This window comes from Bacteroidales bacterium (assembly GCA_035647615.1).
Lineage (GTDB): Bacteria > Bacteroidota > Bacteroidia > Bacteroidales > 4484-276 > SABY01.
Map to the genome: position 1 here is coordinate 1 of DASRND010000004.1, position 18,215 is coordinate 18,215.

An 18,215-nucleotide genomic window follows, 5' to 3' on the forward strand; every position below is an offset into this window, starting at 1 on the left:
GCCAATGTATTGTGTGGAGCCATCAACAACAGCAGTGGCTGGCAAGGTGGTGTAGCCGACTTTACAGCTATTTTCACCGAGATCAACGCTGGCGAATCAGAGCCTATCACCGTTACCAATGGTAATGCCTGGGCTTCTGACCTGGTTACCTGCTGGGTCGACTGGGACATGAGCTATACTTTTGATGAAGGCGACGAAAAATTTGTTCTCACCAGCAATGGTGGCGGCGCTAATTTCACTGGTAATATTGCAGTTCCTGCCGGAACTCCCAATGGCGACTATCGCATGCGCATCAGGATGAGCTACAGCACTGCTCCCACTCCTTGCGGAGCGATGAACTATGGTGAAGTTGAAGATTACACCATTAAAGTAGGTGGTGGCACAACAACCGCATGGCTCTCAGTTGATGAAGCAAACCTAAGCTTTACATTAGCTGCTAACGAAGTGAAGGTTGTTCCGGTTCATTTCAATTCTCAAGACCTGACCAATGGAACCTACACAGGCGCTGTAAACGTCGCCAGCAACGATGTTAACAATCCGCTGGTTGTAGTTTCTTCCACACTGGTTGTAGGTGGTACTACCGGAGAACTGGTAGTTAATCCAACTTCACTCACAGAGACACATATTGTGCCTCCTGCTCAAACTACTACTCAGGTACTTAACCTGACTAACAACACAGGCGCTCCCGTTAGCTGGACACTGGCTATTGATGCCGGTACCGATGCAGGGGCATTGAATCTTGTTCCTGAAGTTTCAACTGAAACTCCGGTTTACAACGGACAAATTCAGGTAGAAAGTCAGCCTGGCGTAACTCCTGGTGAGATGGTAGAAGGCCCTGCCTATACCAACTATGCAATCTATAACGGAACCCGTGGCGAACTCTACAACAACGGTGGATTTGTTACTGCCCCAGGCGTAGGTCCAGGTGGTACCGACTATAGCGAACTGCAGGATGCTTCTCTGGGTATGAATACTTATGGCTCAGGCTGTCAGGTTTCTGCCGGCAACTCTATTGCCGACGACTTCGTAGTTACTGATAACTGGTCTATAGAATCATTTACATTCTTCGCTTATCAAACCGGATCAGGTAATACCTCTACATTAAATGATGTACGTGTTCAGATTTATGATGGCAACCCATCAGCAGGTGGCACCGTGATTTGGGGTAACCTTACAACCAACCTGATGACAAGTACAAGCTGGACCAACTCGTATCGCGTACTTGAATCAGCACCAGCCACAAACCGTCCGATCTTCGAGATCGTTGCAGGTACTAGTGGTTTAACACTATCTCCCGGCACCTATTGGGTTGAAATGCAAATGGGTGGCACAGCGGCTTCCGGCCCCTGGGCTCATCCGATCACAATTGTAGGACAAACCAATACCGGTAACTCCATCCAGAAAACTTCTACAGGATGGGCTCCGCTCGAAGATGTTGGCCCACAAGGTTTACCATTTATCATCACAGGCACCGGCACAGTAGCCCCATGGCTCACTGCCAGCCCTGTAAGTGGTACAATACCCGCTGGTGGATCGATTCCGATTAATGTTACCTTTAACTCCAACGAGTTAGAATTGGGTGTCTATAATGGTAGTGTTACTATCAGCAGCACCCAGCCCGATCTCGTAGTTCCTGTAACATTTAACGTTGAAGCTGGTGGCGTAGGCGAACCTCCAATTAACCTCGCTGGCGAGATCGTCGACTTTGTGAATGTTGATCTTACATGGGATGCTCCAGGCGGTGGATTTGACCCCGAATGGATTACCTATTCCAATGAGGTCATCGGTAACTCTATTGGTACCGGCGGCGCTATCGATTTTGACGTGGCAGGACGTTGGACACCCGACATGCTTGGCGAGTTCGAAGGCGGAATGGTCACTAAGATTAACTTTGTTCCCGGAGAACCCGGAAACGTAAGCACCTATGAAGTGAAGGTATGGCAGGGTGGAAACAACAACCCCACACTGAAATACTCTCAGGCAGTAACCAATATCGTGGAAGATGAGTGGAACACAGTAGTTCTTACTACACCTGTTGCTATTGATATCACCAAGGAACTCTGGATAGGTTTCGGCGTCAACACTACTGGTGGTCACCCCGCCGGATGCGACGGTGGTCCTCAGACAGAAGGCTTTGGCAACATGATGTTCTGGAGCGGTGCCTGGACAACCCTCTCACAGCTTGGAGCAGGTCTTGACTACGACTGGTGTGTTAAAGGCTATGTAGAAGGTGGAATGGCAGTTGAAGGATACAAAGTTTACCGCAAAACGGAATCAGGTAACTTTGGTCTGATTGGTACTACTGGTGCTAACACACTCAACTACTATGACGAGAGCCTGGATTATGGTAAATATTTTTATCATGTTACAGCGCAATATGCTGATGGCGAATCGGGTCCAAGTAATCAGATTGTGTTGGATATCACCTCTATCAGCGATCCTTCGGGAGCCACAAGCACAATGCAGGTTTATCCGAATCCGACCAACGATTATTTCACCATCAAATCTGAAGTTGAACTTCAGTCGGTGATCATGGTTAATTACAACGGACAAGTGGTTATGAACCGCAAGGCTACTGGTAACGAGATGATCATTAATGCCAAACAATTTGCAAAAGGTGTTTACACCCTGCAGATCGAAAGCAAAGATGGCCGCTCAATACACAAAGTGGTCATCCAATAATCCTTAATTGGAATACATTTAGAAAAGGGAATCCGAAAGGGTTCCCTTTTTTTTTGTTCTTTTCTAATCACCACTGTCCGGTTAGAAACAATAGATTCTTCGCTGTGCTAATAATGACAAAGAGTAATGTAGAATGGAATATCGAATACCGAATTTTGAAGTAAAGCCCTGGGAATGTCCAATCTGAAAACTTCGAATAATCCTTTATTTTAAAACTCAATGACCAAACCTGTTACGGGGATTTGGAGTTTGTTTTTTGTCATGCAACTATCGACTTTATAAACGGACACTAAATAGTTACCTTTCCAAAACAGCTTTCTTAGTTTCGGTGGATCTGCATCATTAGCGTTTGTTGCTGTAAATCATTAATTTTGCCAACTTTTAAAAATGTATACGATCAGGATTTGATAGCTATTAACAACATAACGGTTCACTTTACCGGAGAGGATCTTTTTACCGACGTCACTTTTCTTATCAACGATCGCGACAGAATAGGGCTGGTGGGAAAAAATGGCAGTGGTAAAACCACGCTGCTGAATGTGATTGCCGGTGAGATGGAGCCAGGGTCAGGGAGCATCGCCTCACCGTCGGGGCAAAGTCTCGGCTATCTGAAGCAGGAGATGAGCATCGAAAGTAAATTGACGGTGATGGAAGAAGCACAACAAGCTTTCAAAGAACATCTGGCAGTGGAGCGACAGCTGCAAAATCTCACCCGGCAAATCGCCGAACGTACCGACTATCACAGCGAATCATATCTGGCGCTGGTTACACAACTCAACGATGCCAACGATCGCTTTGCTATTTTGGGTGGCCATACCATGGATCAGAATAGCGAGAAGATACTCCTGGGGCTTGGTTTTGAACGAAGCGACTTTCAGCGTCCACTTTCTGAATTTAGCAGCGGATGGCAAATGCGCGTGGAGCTGGGCAAGATACTCCTGCGCAAGCCCGACATTCTCTTGCTCGACGAGCCTACCAACCACCTAGACATTGAGTCGATTCAATGGCTCGAAGATTTCCTGATCAACTATCCGGGGGCGGTGCTGCTGGTGTCGCACGACCGGGCTTTTCTCGACAACGTTACAAATCGTACTGTAGAGCTTTCGCTGGGGCGCAGCTACGACTACAAAGCATCTTATTCCGATTTTGAAGCACTGCAGGAACAGCGGCTGGCCAAAGAGCAGGCGAGTTTCAACAACCAGCAGCAGCAGATAGCCCAGATCGAGCGCTTTATTGACCGATTTCGTTATAAAAATACAAAAGCACGGCAGGTTCAATCCAAGATGAAAATGCTAGATAAGATGGATAAGGTGGAGTTGAGTGAAACCGATAAGGGCACGATCAACTTCCGCTTTCCGCCGTCTCCACATTCCGGCAGGGTTACGGTGCGCGGCGAAAAACTCAGCAAGAGTTATGGCAGCCATCTGGTGCTGCACAATCTTGAATTTTCGATAGCCCGTGGCGAAAAGATAGCTTTTGTAGGCCGCAATGGCGAGGGGAAATCTACACTATCCAAAATGATCGTCGGGCAGTTACTTTACGAAGGAACTCTGGAGCTGGGGCATCTGGTAAAGATTGGCTATTACGCTCAAAACCAGCACGAGATGCTCGACATGGGAAAGACGGTTTTTGAGACCATCGACGATGTGGCTGCCGGCGACTGGCGCCCGCGCGTGAAAGGCCTGCTGGGAAGTTTTCTGTTTCGTGGCGAAGATCTCGACAAAAAAGTAAAAGTGCTATCAGGCGGTGAAAAGTCACGCCTTTCGCTGGCACGCATGCTCCTCAATCCCGTGAATTTCCTGGTGCTCGATGAGCCTACCAACCACCTCGATATGCGCTCCAAAGATATTCTCAAAAGTGCTTTGCTGCAATTTGACGGAACGCTGATCATCGTATCGCACGACCGTGACTTTCTTTCCGGTCTTACCGAAAAAGTTTTTGAGTTTCGCAATCGTGGCATTCGTCAGTTTATCGGGGATGTACATGAATTTCTCGAAACGCGTCGGATGGAGCATTTAGATGAGATGGGTGCAATCAAATCATCTGCTGCTTCGCGGCAGCCGGATGCGCCTTCACAAAACAAAATAGACTACGAACGACGCAAGGAGGCAGAGCGCGAGCAACGGAAATTGGTTTCACGAATCGAAAAAAGTGAAGCAGCCATCCATAAACTCGAAAAAGATATCGCCCGCATAGATCAGATACTTTCTAATCCCGACCCCAGTAACAAAAAAATTCAGTCAGGAGAAATTTATCAGGAATACAATTCGCTAAAGCAGCAGCACGAAAAAGAAATGCAGGAGTGGGAGAGGCTGCACAACGAACTGGAAGAGATGGAAGCCGGAATATAGATTTTAAATCAGGAGTCGCGGGTTGCGGGATGCGGGATGCGAGTTACAGGTTGCGGGTTGCGAATGACCATTGACGAATTACGATTAACAATTAACGATTAACGATGGGAAAAGAAGCAACGCAAAGAAATAAGCAGATTGCTTCTCCGCCAGCCGGCGGATCGCAATGAACCATTCACCATTAACGGATAACGATTAACGATCAACAATCTTCGATTAACAATTTTTCCCAGAGGCAAATAAAAAAAAGGCAGCAGTCTTGTAAGCGGGATTCTGTGACCGGCTTTTGCAAGCCGGCTTCTGTCATTTATCTGGGCTGCATCTCACGATACAGCTCTAACGGCCTACCCCTTACGGTATCCTCAGGTCCCTGCCGCCGTGATTGCTGTCGGGCCGCAGGGTGGATTTCGACGAGCCGTCGTCTCCTGGCTACAGCCAGGAACCGTAATATACATGGCCTTTCAACCCATAAGGTTTACCCCGGCGCCGTGTCGCCACTGCGCCGCGTGAGCTCTTACCTCACGTTTTCACCCTTACCCCGTAGTTACGGGGCGGTAATTTTCTGTGGTACTTGCTGTACCCGCCTTGCGGCGAGTCCTTCCTGTTAGGAAGTATGGTGCCCTGTGTTGTCCCGACTTTCCTCACCGGCCTAAGCCGGCGCGACAGAACAGACTGCTGCCGGGTGCAAAATTAAGCCTTTTAATTTTATCTCGCCACGCGTAAAATCTTAATGATAATCCGGCGTTCGACAAAATGATTTTTTTGAACTTCGCAAGAATGCGTATTAGATCGAAATAAACGCTCCCGGAGAAAATATTACTTTTGTAAATTCTTAATTATTAAAACAATGAATACTATTTTGCTATACATGCCCAGTGGGTACGAACTTATTGTGATTCTGCTGGTAGTGGTGCTGCTTTTTGGGGGCAAAAAAATTCCAGAGCTCATGCGTGGCGTGGGCAAAGGCGTAAAAGAATTTAAAAATGGTATGTCGGGTGCCGACGAAATCAAACGCGAAATGGATCATTCGGCTACGGAGATAAGTGCCGGCATCAACAAACAAACAACCCAAACCGATAACCCCGACAGCCACAATACCGTAAAAAAATAAACTCTGTTGCCCGAACTACCCGGCGTGCTCCTTTGATGGCTGTCGGTTGATGATACCCACACCATGAAAGACCTTACGCAAGGAAAAGAAGGAAAGCTGATTGTGCAATTTGCCATGCCCATGGTGCTTGGCAATATGTTTCAACAGCTCTACAATGTGGTCGACAGCATCATCATTGGTAACTTCCTGGGCAAGGAAGCGCTGGCTGCTGTTGGGGCTGCATTTCCGATCATTTTTTTGCTCGTTTCGCTGGTGGCTGGTATTGGTTCGGGGTTTACAATTATCGTTTCGCAATATTTTGGTGCGCGCGATGTGGAAAAGGTAAAGCGCACCATCGATACCACCTACATTCTTTTATTTTTCGCATCTCTCGTTGTCACTTTTATCGGAATTTCTTTTGCCACGCCCATCTTTCGTCTTACTGATCTGCCGCTCGATGTGCTGCCACAGGCGCGCAGCTATCTTACCGTTTATCTTACCGGCACGGTGTTCTCCTTTGGATTTAGTGGAACCAGCTCCATACTACGCGGTATGGGCGACTCGAAGACACCGCTTTATTTTCTGATTATTGCCACCCTTACCAATGTGGTGCTCGACTTGCTTTTTATTGTGGTTTTTAAATGGGGTGTCGAAGGAGCTGCTTTTGCTACAGTGATTTCTCAAGCGGGAGCTTTCATTACTGCAGCGCTCTACCTCAATCGCCGTCATGAAGTTGTAAATCTCAGCTTTCGCAAATACGTATTCGATCGCGATATTTTCAGAAATAGTATCCGCATTGGTTTGCCATCGGGTTTGCAACAAACTTTTGTAGCGGCCGGCATGATAGCACTTTATGGCATCGTCAATCAGTTTGGAACTGCCACGATCGCAGCCTACAGTGTGGCCACGCGTATCGATAGCTTCGCCTCTTTGCTGGCGATGAATTTTGGCTCAGCTTTGTCAGCCTTCGTGGGGCAAAACCTCGGAGCACAGAAACCTGAGCGGGTGCGCGCAGGCCTCAAAGCTACCTGGATCATTACCTCGGGCATCTCTGTCTTTATAAGTATAATGGTGGCTTTCTTTGGTAAGAATCTGATGGCTATTTTTACTCCCGACGAATCAGTGATCGTCATTGGCAACAGCTATCTGGTTATCGTCAGCTCTTTTTATATCATATTTTCATCGTTATTTGTTGTCAATGCTGTGATGCGTGGTTCCGGCGACACACTCATCCCGATGTTTACTACCCTTATTGCCTTGTGGGTGGTACGTGTTCCGGCTTCCTATTTCCTGGCCGAACGCATCGGTGTTACGGGCATCTGGTGGGCTATACCGCTGGGGTGGGGCACAGGATTGATCCTCGCTTTTTCGTATTATCTCACCGGGCGCTGGAAAACCAAAAGTGTGATCCGGCCGAAGAAATAATCGGTTCTGTATTAATTTATAGAAACGTTAAACCGAAATAAAGGAAAGTTGAATTAGCTCACCAATTGCTGAGGTCTGTAGCAAATAATCCATAGCATGAAATTTACGCTGGTGCAGGAGTCAAAGATCTTTATCCACTATGAGTCTAGCTTCAGCACTGCCAGAAACGCCGATTGTGGAACCTCTACGTTACCAACCTGGCGCATGCGTTTTTTGCCTTTCTTTTGTTTTTCGAGAAGTTTTCGCTTTCGCGAAATGTCGCCGCCATAGCATTTGGCTGTTACGTCTTTGCGCAAGGCTTTCACGGTTTCGCGTGCTATAACTTTGGCGCCGATGGCCGCCTGAATGGCTACGTCGAATTGCTGACGTGGGATAAGTTCGCGCAGCTTTTCGCACATGCGACGCCCGAAGTTGTAGGCATTGTCATGATGGATCAGCGTAGAGAGTGCATCCACCGGCTCGCCATTGAGCAAAATATCTAACCTTACCAGTTTGGCTGCCTGATAGCCCGTGATGTGATAATCGAATGAAGCGTAACCACGAGAAATGCTTTTTAGCTTATCGTAAAAATCAAAAACAATCTCGGCCAGAGGCAGCATAAAGGAAACCTCCACACGATCGCTGGTGAGGTACACCTGATTTTGCAGTTCTCCGCGCCGGTCGATGCACAAGCTCATAATAGCGCCTACATATTCTGATTTGGAAATGATATGCGCCTGGATCATCGGCTCTTCCACGTGTTCCAAAACATTGGGGCCGGGCATGCCTGAGGGATTGTGCACGTCGATTACTTCACCTTTGGTGGTGTAGGCTTTATAGTTTACGTTGGGAACCGTAGTAATTACGTCCATATCAAACTCGCGGTCCAGTCGCTCCTGCACAATCTCCATGTGCAGCAGTCCGAGAAATCCGCAGCGGAAGCCAAACCCCAGCGCCGCCGACGATTCGGGTTCATAGCTGAGGGAAGCATCGTTGAGTTGCAGTTTCTCCATCGAGTTGCGCAGCTCTTCGTAGTCGTCGGCATCTACCGGGTAAATACCGGCAAAAACCATCGGCTTTACGTTTTCAAAACCCGAAATCATCTTATCACAGGGCTTGGCTACGTGGGTGATGGTGTCGCCCACCTTCACTTCTTTAGAGGTTTTAATACCGGAGATGATGTATCCCACATCGCCGGCCTCCATGGTTTCGCGCGGTTGGAGTCCCATACAAAGCACGCCTATTTCTTCGGCATAATATTCTTTGCCGGTGGATACAAATTTCACAAAATCGTTTTTACGTATCGTTCCGTTAAAGATGCGGAAGTAGGCGATTATGCCGCGGTAGGAATTATAAACCGAATCGAAGATAAGCGCTTGCAAGGGCGCCTTCGGATCGCCGGAAGGCGCCGGAACGCGCTCCACGATAGCATCAAGAATGCGGTCGACGCCATAGCCTGTCTTACCACTGGTTTCGATGATGTCGTCGCGTTTGCAGCCGATCAGATCCACAATCTGGTCTTTAACATCTTCGGGCATGGCAGCTTCCAGGTCTATCTTGTTGAGTACCGGTATGATCTCAAGGTTGTGGTCGATGGCCAGATAAAGATTGGAGATGGTTTGTGCCTGAATGCCCTGCGAAGCATCCACGATGAGTAAAGCTCCTTCACAGGCAGCGATGGAACGGGAAACCTCATACGAAAAATCGACATGCCCGGGGGTATCGATCAGATTAAAAATGTATTCAGCAGCATCAGTTTTATAGACCATTTGTATGGCATGGCTCTTAATTGTGATGCCACGCTCTCGTTCCAGATCCATGCTGTCGAGTATCTGTTCTTTTTTATCGCGCTCACCGATGGTGTGCGTCAAATCGAGCAAACGGTCGGCCAGGGTACTTTTCCCGTGGTCGATATGAGCTATGATACAAAAGTTTCTTGTGTTTTTCATCGGTTGCAAAAATACATTTTTTCGGGCGAAAACATTTGTCTTATGATTACGCTTACATTAATTAAGTTGTTGATGATAAAGAAGTCTGTTAATTAAGACCTTCTTTCCATCCATTTCTTTAAACCAAAATCTTTTGGGCGAAAGCCAGATTGGGTTTTCTATCTCTTCAGCGCTGGCCTTTAGGGCAAGGTTATAAGTCCGAAGGACAGGTTCGGCATTTACGCTCTTCCAAAAAACTTGATAATAGTCGGGACAGGGCGGGGTTTTTAGGGCTAAAAAAAAGCTGCCCAAATGATGAGCAGCTTTTTATGTTAGAATATTATTCGCTGTGTGCGATTATTGCAGTTCGTAGGTCCAGGTGAGGTTGTTGACATCAACTGTCAGCAGGTATGTTCCGGCTGCTGGAACTTCGAGGTTTCCAGCTCCACCGTCAGTTGAGAGTTCGCCAGGGTTAGCTCCGGCGCCGTAGTTAGTACCATCCCAATTTGGCTGCGAGGTAAATTTGAAAGTGAAAGAAGGTGCAGTATCAGGAAATTCTACGGTTCCCACAAATACGCCATCTTCGTTAGCATCGCTAAGAGTAGGAGCATCAGCTGGTGCCCATCCCTGATAATCGCCGGGAACCCAAATCATAGGAACAGCACCTGCTTCATTTACAGTTACCGTATAGGTTTCGGTTTCGGCTTCAATCAAAAGAACGATATCATAAAGACCATCTTCGAGCGGAACGAAGTTACCATCGGCATTGGTTTCAAATTTAGCAGCGGCTCCACCAGCCATGGTTACATCGTTGAATCCGATGCTTTTGCCATTCCAGTCTTGACCTTCTCTGAATTTGAATGAACCGAGAGTTGTAATTTCAACACCGTCGAATGTCCAAGTGTAATTGGTTTCGTTTTCAACGGCAGGAGTCTGAAGCATAACGGTTTCGTCCCAGTTGTGCTGAACGCCGCCTACCATGAGGCCATCGCCAACAAGACCCAGCTCGGTAGCTGAATAATCGGTAATGGAGAGGTCGCCGGTTTTTGTTATTGAAGCGGTATAGCCTTCGCCAAGTTTCCAAACCATTTTTGCGGTGTAGTAGCCCGGAGCATCGTTAGCAATATTGTCGCCACCAGGAACCAATGCTGAAACTGCGCCACCATAGTTGGTGTTAATTTTTACGCCTACGTTTCCGTTGCCAACATCGAGGGTGGTATCCAGCTCAACTTTCCAGCCGCCTGAATAGCGGAATTTGAAGTCGCCTTTGGTCATGGTTACATTAGTAAGTTCGAAGGTCATGCTATTCAAATCGAAAGCCTGCGGCGGAATCTGTGTATCGTCGCCCCAGCCACCGGGAGTGGCAGCGCCAATCAGTCCCCAATATTCTACGGGAACAACCACAACTTTCATGGTTCCCATATCGATAGCTACATGATAAAGGCCATCAGCGGGAACGGTGAATTTGGTATCGGTTGCCTCGAGTGAACCGCGCCAGAAAGGAATTTTTGGCTCATCAACAGTTCCCTGGTCAACTTTGGCAAAGTTGGCGGAAGGGCCATAGGTGGTGCGGGTAGCGCCTTCAACTTTGATAATGTTGAATCCGGCAGCACCGGCTTTTACAGCAACATAAAGTTCCATCAAACCATCACGCTCTTCTTGAACAACCTCGTTGCGTGTAATTTTCATCATACCTTTTTTGTCAAAATCAGGAAGTGCAGTGGCTTCACCGACTACATACGTACCATCCAAAACAATTTCCGGATCTGGTTTGGGATCATCCTTATCATCTTTACATGATGAGAAGATTGCAGTCATGCCAAATACAAGCATTGCTACAACTAACAACCGTGAAAACTTAAAAAAACTAATTCGTTTCATAATACTTTACTTTGTTTTAATGTTTAAAAAATAATTGTTGAGAAATTTTATTTCAGTAATAGTTTAATTAATGTGATGCTTACAATTAGTTGGCCAAGTTTGGATTTCCATCGATAGCCCATTGAGGGATAGGGAATGTTCGTTTTTCTTTTCCATGAGCCTCTTTTTCCCACCATGAACCTTCCCATTTGCCAAAGCGGATCAAATCCTGCCTACGATGCCCTTCAACAAACATTTCCCGGCCTCTTTCTTCGAGAAGTTGCGTTAAGCTACATCCTGAATAGGGGGCAACTCCGGCTCTTTGGCGGATGGGGTTCACCCACTGATCACCATTTCCTCCCAGACGAATTTCGGTTTCTGCCTTCATCAAATAAAAATCAGATAGGCGAAATAACGGGAAATCATTGGATAAATTTTCTTTGGCACCCATTTTAATCTCATATTTCCCGATGCGCGCACCGGATGTCCTGATTTGCTTATCAGAAAAACCACTTGTCATCGACAGTGCCGGAAGGTGCGGGTCGATGTCCAGCGGCTCGTTGAGAATACTTTCGATGATCGGGCTTCCGTCGCTGGCAAATTGTGGACCATAGATAAAATGAGCGTCTCTTCGCAGGTCGATTTCCTGGTAGGTATCGAAGTGTGTAGGCACAACGGCAAAACCATTCCAGGGTCCTACTGACATATCAAACGTCAGGTTTGACTGATAGTGGAGTGTACGCATGTGAAGTCTGAATCCCTGGAAATTATCCTCATCATAAGGAATCGAGAAAATGATTTCGGATGAATTTTGATTTTCGGTAATGAAAGGTGCCTTCACATCGCTGGCCAGATGGTAAGGACCAGCCATAACGCTGTCGCAGTATTGTCCGGCTTCTGCCCAATGTTCGGTGCCTGTATAAATTTCTGCGTTGAGGTGCAGCTTAGCCAACAGGGCAAAGGCCATGTTTCTGGTGGCCATGTATTTCAGGTCGCCACGGTTTAGGTAATGCAGGTTTTTCTCGACTACATTCACCAGGCTGTCGTAAATAACCGAACGTTCGACCTTTACAGGCTGAAAGCCTTCGTCCATCACCATAGTAACATAAGGTACGTTGCCATAATTGTCAATCAACAGATAATAAAAGAAGGATCGCAAAACTTCCAGCTCACCGATTTTCTTCAGAATTTCCTCGTTGTCGCCAATGTTTCGCAAAGTGCCAATGGTACGGTTGCATTCGTTAATTCCGTCCCAGAATAGTCCCCACATCCGGTTAACGCTTTCGGTGTCGTTGGTCCATCGGTGTTGATAAACATCTACCCACTTGCCGCCATCGTACCAGTCGGCACCGCGTGTGGGGCCACAGATTTCGTCGGTGCTAATCTCCTGAGCCAAAAACCACCAGCCATTGTCATCGGCCATATTTTGCAGACGTTTGTAGGCATTTACCGTAAGGGTAGCCACCTGCTCGTCGTTTTCGGGATATAGCTCTGACGGTATCTGATCAAAATATTCTTCATCCAGTTTTGTGCAGCCCGATATGATTATCAATCCGGCTATGAGAAACGATGAAATGATTTTACTATATTTCTTCATAATACATCCTCCTTAAAATGTTGCATTTAATCCAAAAGTTATTGTTCGTGTATTGGGGTACACATTGTACTGGTCCCAGCCATAGGCCAGGTTGGCATAATAGATTTCCGGATCGGCACCCGAATACTTGGTGATGGTAAACACATTGTTGGCTACCACAAACACCTTTAGATTTTTAAGCCATTGTATCTTATCGGTATTGACATTATAGCCAAGCGAAAGAAAATCGAGCTTTACAAATGATGCGTTTTCAAGATAATCGGTAGCGATAACGGCAGTGGTAACGCGGCCTTTGGCAGCCCAGTCGAGCGCTTCTTCTACAGCGTTCAGGTCAGGAAGGTCGAATGGAGCATCCAAAAACATTTGCGTGGCATTGTATTTTTTGTGGCCTAACATCGAACGGAACGAAAAGTCCAGCGTCCAGTTTTTGAAGAAAGTCATGTTGTTCGACCAGCCCAACTCTACATCCGGGTTTGGCGAACCGGCAAAGTTGCGCTTTGCCTTGGCCAACTGGGTGGTATACCCGCCACTTGTCGCGGCGAAGACAAACTCGCCGTCAATAAGTGAAACGATTTCGGGCAGATAAAACGCGCTCACTTCATGTCCTGCCTGGTTGCGGATGATATAAAACGCATCGCCTATGGTGCCTCTACCGCTCAAATAGCCAAAGTTGGCATAACCATCACCATCGCCTCCCGAAGCCAACTCTTTCCATTTCGACTTGTTGTGCGCCATGGTAAGTGAGGTACGGTAGGTGAAATTTGTATTGCTAATTACATAAGCCTGCAAAAACAATTCAATACCTTTGTTTTCGATTTCACCGGCGTTGGCAAAGGTGGTGCGGGCCACATTGCCACCTTCTATGGATGTGGCTCTGGGGTATAAAAGGTCGGTGGTATTTTTGGAATACACCTCTAAGCTACCACTCAATTTGCTATTAAAAAAAGCAAAGTCGACACCGATGTTGGTTTCGGCTGTCCGTTCCCATTTCAAATCTGGGTTGTCGTTGCGGGCAGGCGCAAAAGTAATCACCTGCTGACCCGTTTCGGGATTGGTGGCCAGGCCGGTGGGAGTGTATGATACCTGGCTGTAGCCCGAGCCAAATGCCTGGTTTCCTGAAACACCGAAACTGGCCCTGAGTTTCAGTTGGTCTAACCAGTGTACGTCAGATAAAAAGTTTTCCTCTTGCATGTTCCAGCTGACGGAAGCCGTGGGGAACCATCCCCATTTGTTGTTCTTTCCAAACTTGGAAGAGCCATCGCGCCGCAAACTTGCACTCAGATAATATTTTGAAGCATAGTTGTACTGCGCTCTTCCGAAGAAGCCGATGAGCTTTTCGTTGTTTTTGTACGAGCCAACATCCCCGTAAACCACCTCGGAAAACGTACGCAGGTCGTTGGCTCCGATATATGGCGACTGTGGGTTTTGGGCTTGCGAATAAAGCCCGCTGTATTCGGCTTCGCGATAGGAGTAGCCACCCAGAAGGTTCAGATTATGATTTTTGTTAAAGGTTTTTATGTAGGTCAGGTAGGCCTCCAGCTGCTTGTCTTCAAAGTTATCATAGCTTCTTCGGCCAAATCCGTTGTCGGCTGATGCAAAAACATCTTTGGGGCGGAAGTAGGTATATTCCTGATCGTTTCTGATGTAACTGATGCTAGCGGTACCGACGAGGCCTTCAAGAAATTCGAAATCGGCTTTTAAGCTACCCAGATACCTCTTAGCATCACGGACGTTGGTGATCCGGTCGACGACAGCAATCGGGTTTTCGTAATTGAATACCCTTTGGGTTTTATCGTATTCGCCCGAAGCGTTGCGAACAGGATCGGTGGGGTTTCGTGTTAAAGCCTGATAAATAACGTCGTCTTTATCATAGCCATCATAATTTTCGTAATCGTTGTTTTCGAACGAAGTCGCCAGGTTAGCATTCAGCGTCAAACGATCACCTATTCCCTTGTGGGTAATATTGATTTTTGCTGTGGTTCTTTCTTTTTCAGTCCCCCGCATAGCGCCTACCCAGTCGGTATTAGAAAGCGAAGCTCTGTAAAAGCTCTTTTCTGATCCGCCGGAAAAGCTAAGGGCGTTTTCAAAAGTAGTACCCGTTCTGTACAATTCGTCCTGCCAGTCGGTATTTGCACCGCCATCAGTAAAGTCAGGATCATACGTGGCGGCATATTGACGAATTTGATCAGCGTTCAGCACATCTACCTTTTTCTCAATCTTGCTCAACGAATATTTTGAGCTAAAGTTTACTTCAGAAACTGCCTTGCCATCTTTCACGCCACCTTGTCGGGTAGTGATAATGATAACACCGTTGGCACCTCTCGACCCGTAAATGGCCGTTGAGGCAGCGTCTTTCAAAACGTTATAACTTTCGATGTCGGCGTTGGCAATGCTTGTGGGGTCGGCACCCGCAATGCCGTCGATTACATACAGCGGATCGCTGGAGGCGGTGTAGCCAGAGGCGCCCCTGATACGCACAGAGAACCCGGAGTTGGGGTCGCCGCCTTTTTTGGTAATGGAAACCCCGGAAGCCTTACCCTGCAAACCCTGAATGGGGTCGGTGAGTACTCCCTGGTTAAGTTCATCAGCGGTTACGTGCGACACAGCTCCGGTTTTATCCGTCTTCTTTTGCACACCATAACCGATCACCACAATTTCTTCGAGTGCGGTGGCACTTGGCATTAATGCGATATTTAGCCTTGTGTCTGGTTGTACAACCCTTTCCTGAGTTTCGTAACCTATGAAAGAGAAAACCAGGGTAGCGTTGGGCTCTATCGAAATGCTGTAGTTTCCGTCGATATCCGTAACGGTTCCCTGCAGCGTTCCTTTCACCTGCACTGCAGCTCCCGGTAACGTGCCGCCTTCTTTGGCGTCGGTAACCACGCCCTGCACTATACCAGTTTGAGCATAGCCCGCCGAAAACCCGAATACGAGCATCGACAAGAGCAAAATCATTTTGGCTGTTAGATGTTTTCCCATAATTCAACGTTTAATTTGTTCTCATTTTTACTAAGTTTTTCTTGATAATTCTACTCTCTAAGAGCCTGAATAGGCTGCAAAATTAATAAATAACTTCGTCTTGAAAATTTCTTGTAGGATTATATAAGCCTTTCAGTTAAAAGGTGGGTGCAATTCGTTAATTTGAAACTCTCTATTGTTTTTTTCTTGTTGAAAGATATAGATTTTCGTCCGATGTTTGGAAGCTTAATTACAAAAAGAATTTAATTTTACATTTTAATCTAAAATTTATTCTAATTTTGTTTCCTAACAAACTTTAATTCATTAATTTAAATTATTCATTAAAACTTTTTTATTATGAAAAAACTGATACTTTTTGCCTTCTCAATCTTCCTTTTTGGAGGTCTGATGGCACAGTTCGACGTTACGATGAACGTGGACATGAATGGCGTGGAAGGATTTGATCCGGCCACACACGATGTTTATGTAACCGGTAGCCTATGGGACTGGCCCGAGCCAGGCTCCAATGCTGACCTCAAACTTACCCCTACCGCTGAAGATCCTATGATCTATACCATCACCGCTGAGGTGGCTGAGGCTATGGAAATTCAATACAAATATTTCATTGTTATTGATGGTGCTCCATCATGGGATAATGGTGAGTGGGCCGGAGATCCTAATCGCATGGTGACCATTAGTGGTGATGTGACTATCATGGATTCATGGGGAATAATAGTTGTGGAAACAATGATTGCCGATTTCGAAGATGGCACTGCCGGTCCGCTGACTTTACACGTTATGGGCAGTGGCGAATGGGACAATGATGAACTTCATCCGGTGTCAGAAACTTTCGAGGTTGTTGACAATCCCGATGCAAGTGGACTCAATGAGTCATCAAAAGTGATGAAATTCACCCGTCGCGGTTTGGATGATGGCGGTGCCTCTCATGGTGGTTTCTGGGCTAATGTAGATCCTGCTTTCGATGTTACTACCTTCAAATATGTACACGTTATGGTATGGAAAGAGCGTATTAGTCCTTTGAAATTCAAACTTGAAGGTGGCCCTTCCGGTACCCTTGAAATACTGAGCAGCAATGAGCAAGCTGAAACCAGCATGTGGGTTGATATTGTTTTTCCGTTCGACGAAATGACCGGTGCCTATCCGGTGATAGCTTTTATGCCAGATTTTGAAGATCCGCTTACAATGGCTGAGAATCAGGTGATTTACTTCGACAACATCCGTATTAATAGCGATCCGAATCCGGCCGAACACACGCCTATCACCCCCCCAATGATTATCGATTTCGAAGACGGCACTGCTGGTCCGCTGACCTTGCACGTAATGGGCAATGGCGAATGGGACAATGATGAACTTCATTCGGTGTCAGAAACTTTCGAGGTTGTTGATAACCCCGATCCAAGTGGCCTTAACTGGTCATCAAAAGTGATGAAATTCACCCGTCGCGGTTTGGATGATGGTGGCGAAGCACATGGCGGCTTCTGGGCTAATGTAGAACCAGCCTTGGATGTTACTACTTACAAATATGTGCACGTTATGGTATGGAAAGAGCGTATTAGTCCTTTGAAATTCAAACTCGAAGGTGGCTCTTCTGGTACCCTTGAAATACTGAGCAGCAATGAGCAAGCTGAAACCAGTAAATGGGTTGACATTGTTTTCAATTTCGACGAAATGACCGGTGCCTATCCAGTGATTGCTTTTATGCCCGATTTTGAAGATCCGCTTACAATGGCTGAGAATCAAGTGATTTATTTCGACAACATTCGTATCAACAGCGATCCAAATCCTGCCGACAATACCTCGATCTTTACTCCCAAAGCTAATATTTCATTGGCAGTTTACCCCAACCCGGTTACCAGTTCGCTCTATATCGACCTGGAAAATGATGCCCAAAGCATCAGCATTTACAACCTTTTCGGACAGCAGCAAGCTATCTTCACCAACGTAAGTGCGGGTACTTTCAGCTTCCCCACCTCCGAGCTGTCCAATGGCGTTTACATGGTGATAATGCGCGACAATAACAACAAGCAATACACAGCGAAATTTGTCAAATAATAATTAATTGGATTTTCATTTTTGTATTTTTTTAAATTGTTGAAAAGAAAACCTGCCCTCCAAAAGAGAGGCAGGTTTTTTTATGCTGAAGATTTGGGGATACTTATTAAAGCCAATATAGGCGATCAGTCACACCGTGAATTATGCCAAAACAAGCTACGATAGTTTTGGATTTTGTGATGCCGCCCAACATTATTCACGGTGTGACTTTCTAATTTGATGCGTAGTCACACCGTGAATTTCACCAAAGAGAGCAATGATAGTTTCTAATG

Annotated in this window: 9 protein-coding genes and 1 other RNA gene; 5 read left to right on the forward strand and 5 right to left on the reverse strand. The window is 46.5% G+C overall.

Annotated elements, in window-relative coordinates; genetic code table 11:
• Positions 1-2,682 (forward strand): GEVED domain-containing protein (locus VFC92_01880; protein ID HZK06925.1); only part of this gene is annotated, 2,682 nt, incomplete at its 5' end.
• Between the two features lie 371 nt (positions 2,683-3,053).
• Entirely contained in the window at positions 3,054-5,033 is a 1,980-nt protein-coding gene (locus VFC92_01885) for an ABC-F family ATP-binding cassette domain-containing protein (GenBank protein HZK06926.1), read from the forward strand.
• A 246-nt stretch (positions 5,034-5,279) separates the two neighbouring features.
• Here VFC92_01885 and rnpB read toward each other — a convergent pair.
• Positions 5,280-5,712: RNase P RNA component class A (gene rnpB / locus VFC92_01890), an RNA gene on the reverse strand.
• A gap of 168 nt (positions 5,713-5,880) precedes the next feature.
• Between rnpB and VFC92_01895 the strand changes: the two genes are divergently transcribed.
• Both VFC92_01895 and VFC92_01900 read left to right on the forward strand, forming a co-directional pair.
• Positions 5,881-6,144 (forward strand): twin-arginine translocase TatA/TatE family subunit, encoded by a 264-nt coding sequence (locus VFC92_01895; protein ID HZK06927.1) that lies wholly within the window; start codon positions 5,881-5,883, stop codon positions 6,142-6,144.
• Positions 6,145-6,207: 63 nt separating this feature from the next.
• Positions 6,208-7,548, forward strand: a complete 1,341-nt coding sequence (locus VFC92_01900; GenBank protein HZK06928.1) for an MATE family efflux transporter — start codon at positions 6,208-6,210, stop codon at positions 7,546-7,548.
• A 137-nt stretch (positions 7,549-7,685) separates the two neighbouring features.
• Here VFC92_01900 and lepA read toward each other — a convergent pair whose 3' ends face one another.
• The 4 genes from lepA to VFC92_01920 form a co-directional block, all read right to left on the reverse strand.
• Positions 7,686-9,476, reverse strand: coding sequence for a translation elongation factor 4 (gene lepA / locus VFC92_01905; GenBank protein ID HZK06929.1), 1,791 nt, complete (start codon positions 9,474-9,476; stop codon positions 7,686-7,688).
• A 336-nt stretch (positions 9,477-9,812) separates the two neighbouring features.
• Positions 9,813-11,336, reverse strand: a complete 1,524-nt coding sequence (locus tag VFC92_01910) for a hypothetical protein (GenBank protein ID HZK06930.1) — start codon at positions 11,334-11,336, stop codon at positions 9,813-9,815.
• Positions 11,337-11,421: 85 nt separating this feature from the next.
• Positions 11,422-12,912 carry a RagB/SusD family nutrient uptake outer membrane protein gene (locus VFC92_01915; GenBank protein ID HZK06931.1) on the reverse strand — a complete coding sequence of 497 codons (1,491 nt, stop codon included), beginning with the start codon at positions 12,910-12,912 and terminating at the stop codon, positions 11,422-11,424.
• A 12-nt stretch (positions 12,913-12,924) separates the two neighbouring features.
• On the reverse strand, positions 12,925-15,891 hold the full coding sequence (locus VFC92_01920) for a SusC/RagA family TonB-linked outer membrane protein (protein HZK06932.1): 2,967 nt from the start codon (positions 15,889-15,891) through the stop codon (positions 12,925-12,927).
• Between the two features lie 336 nt (positions 15,892-16,227).
• Here VFC92_01920 and VFC92_01925 point away from each other — a divergent pair, with 336 nt between their 5' ends.
• A complete protein-coding gene (locus VFC92_01925) occupies positions 16,228-17,943 on the forward strand; it encodes a T9SS type A sorting domain-containing protein (GenBank protein ID HZK06933.1) in 1,716 nt (571 codons plus the stop codon).
• Positions 17,944-18,215: the final 272 nt, after the last annotated feature.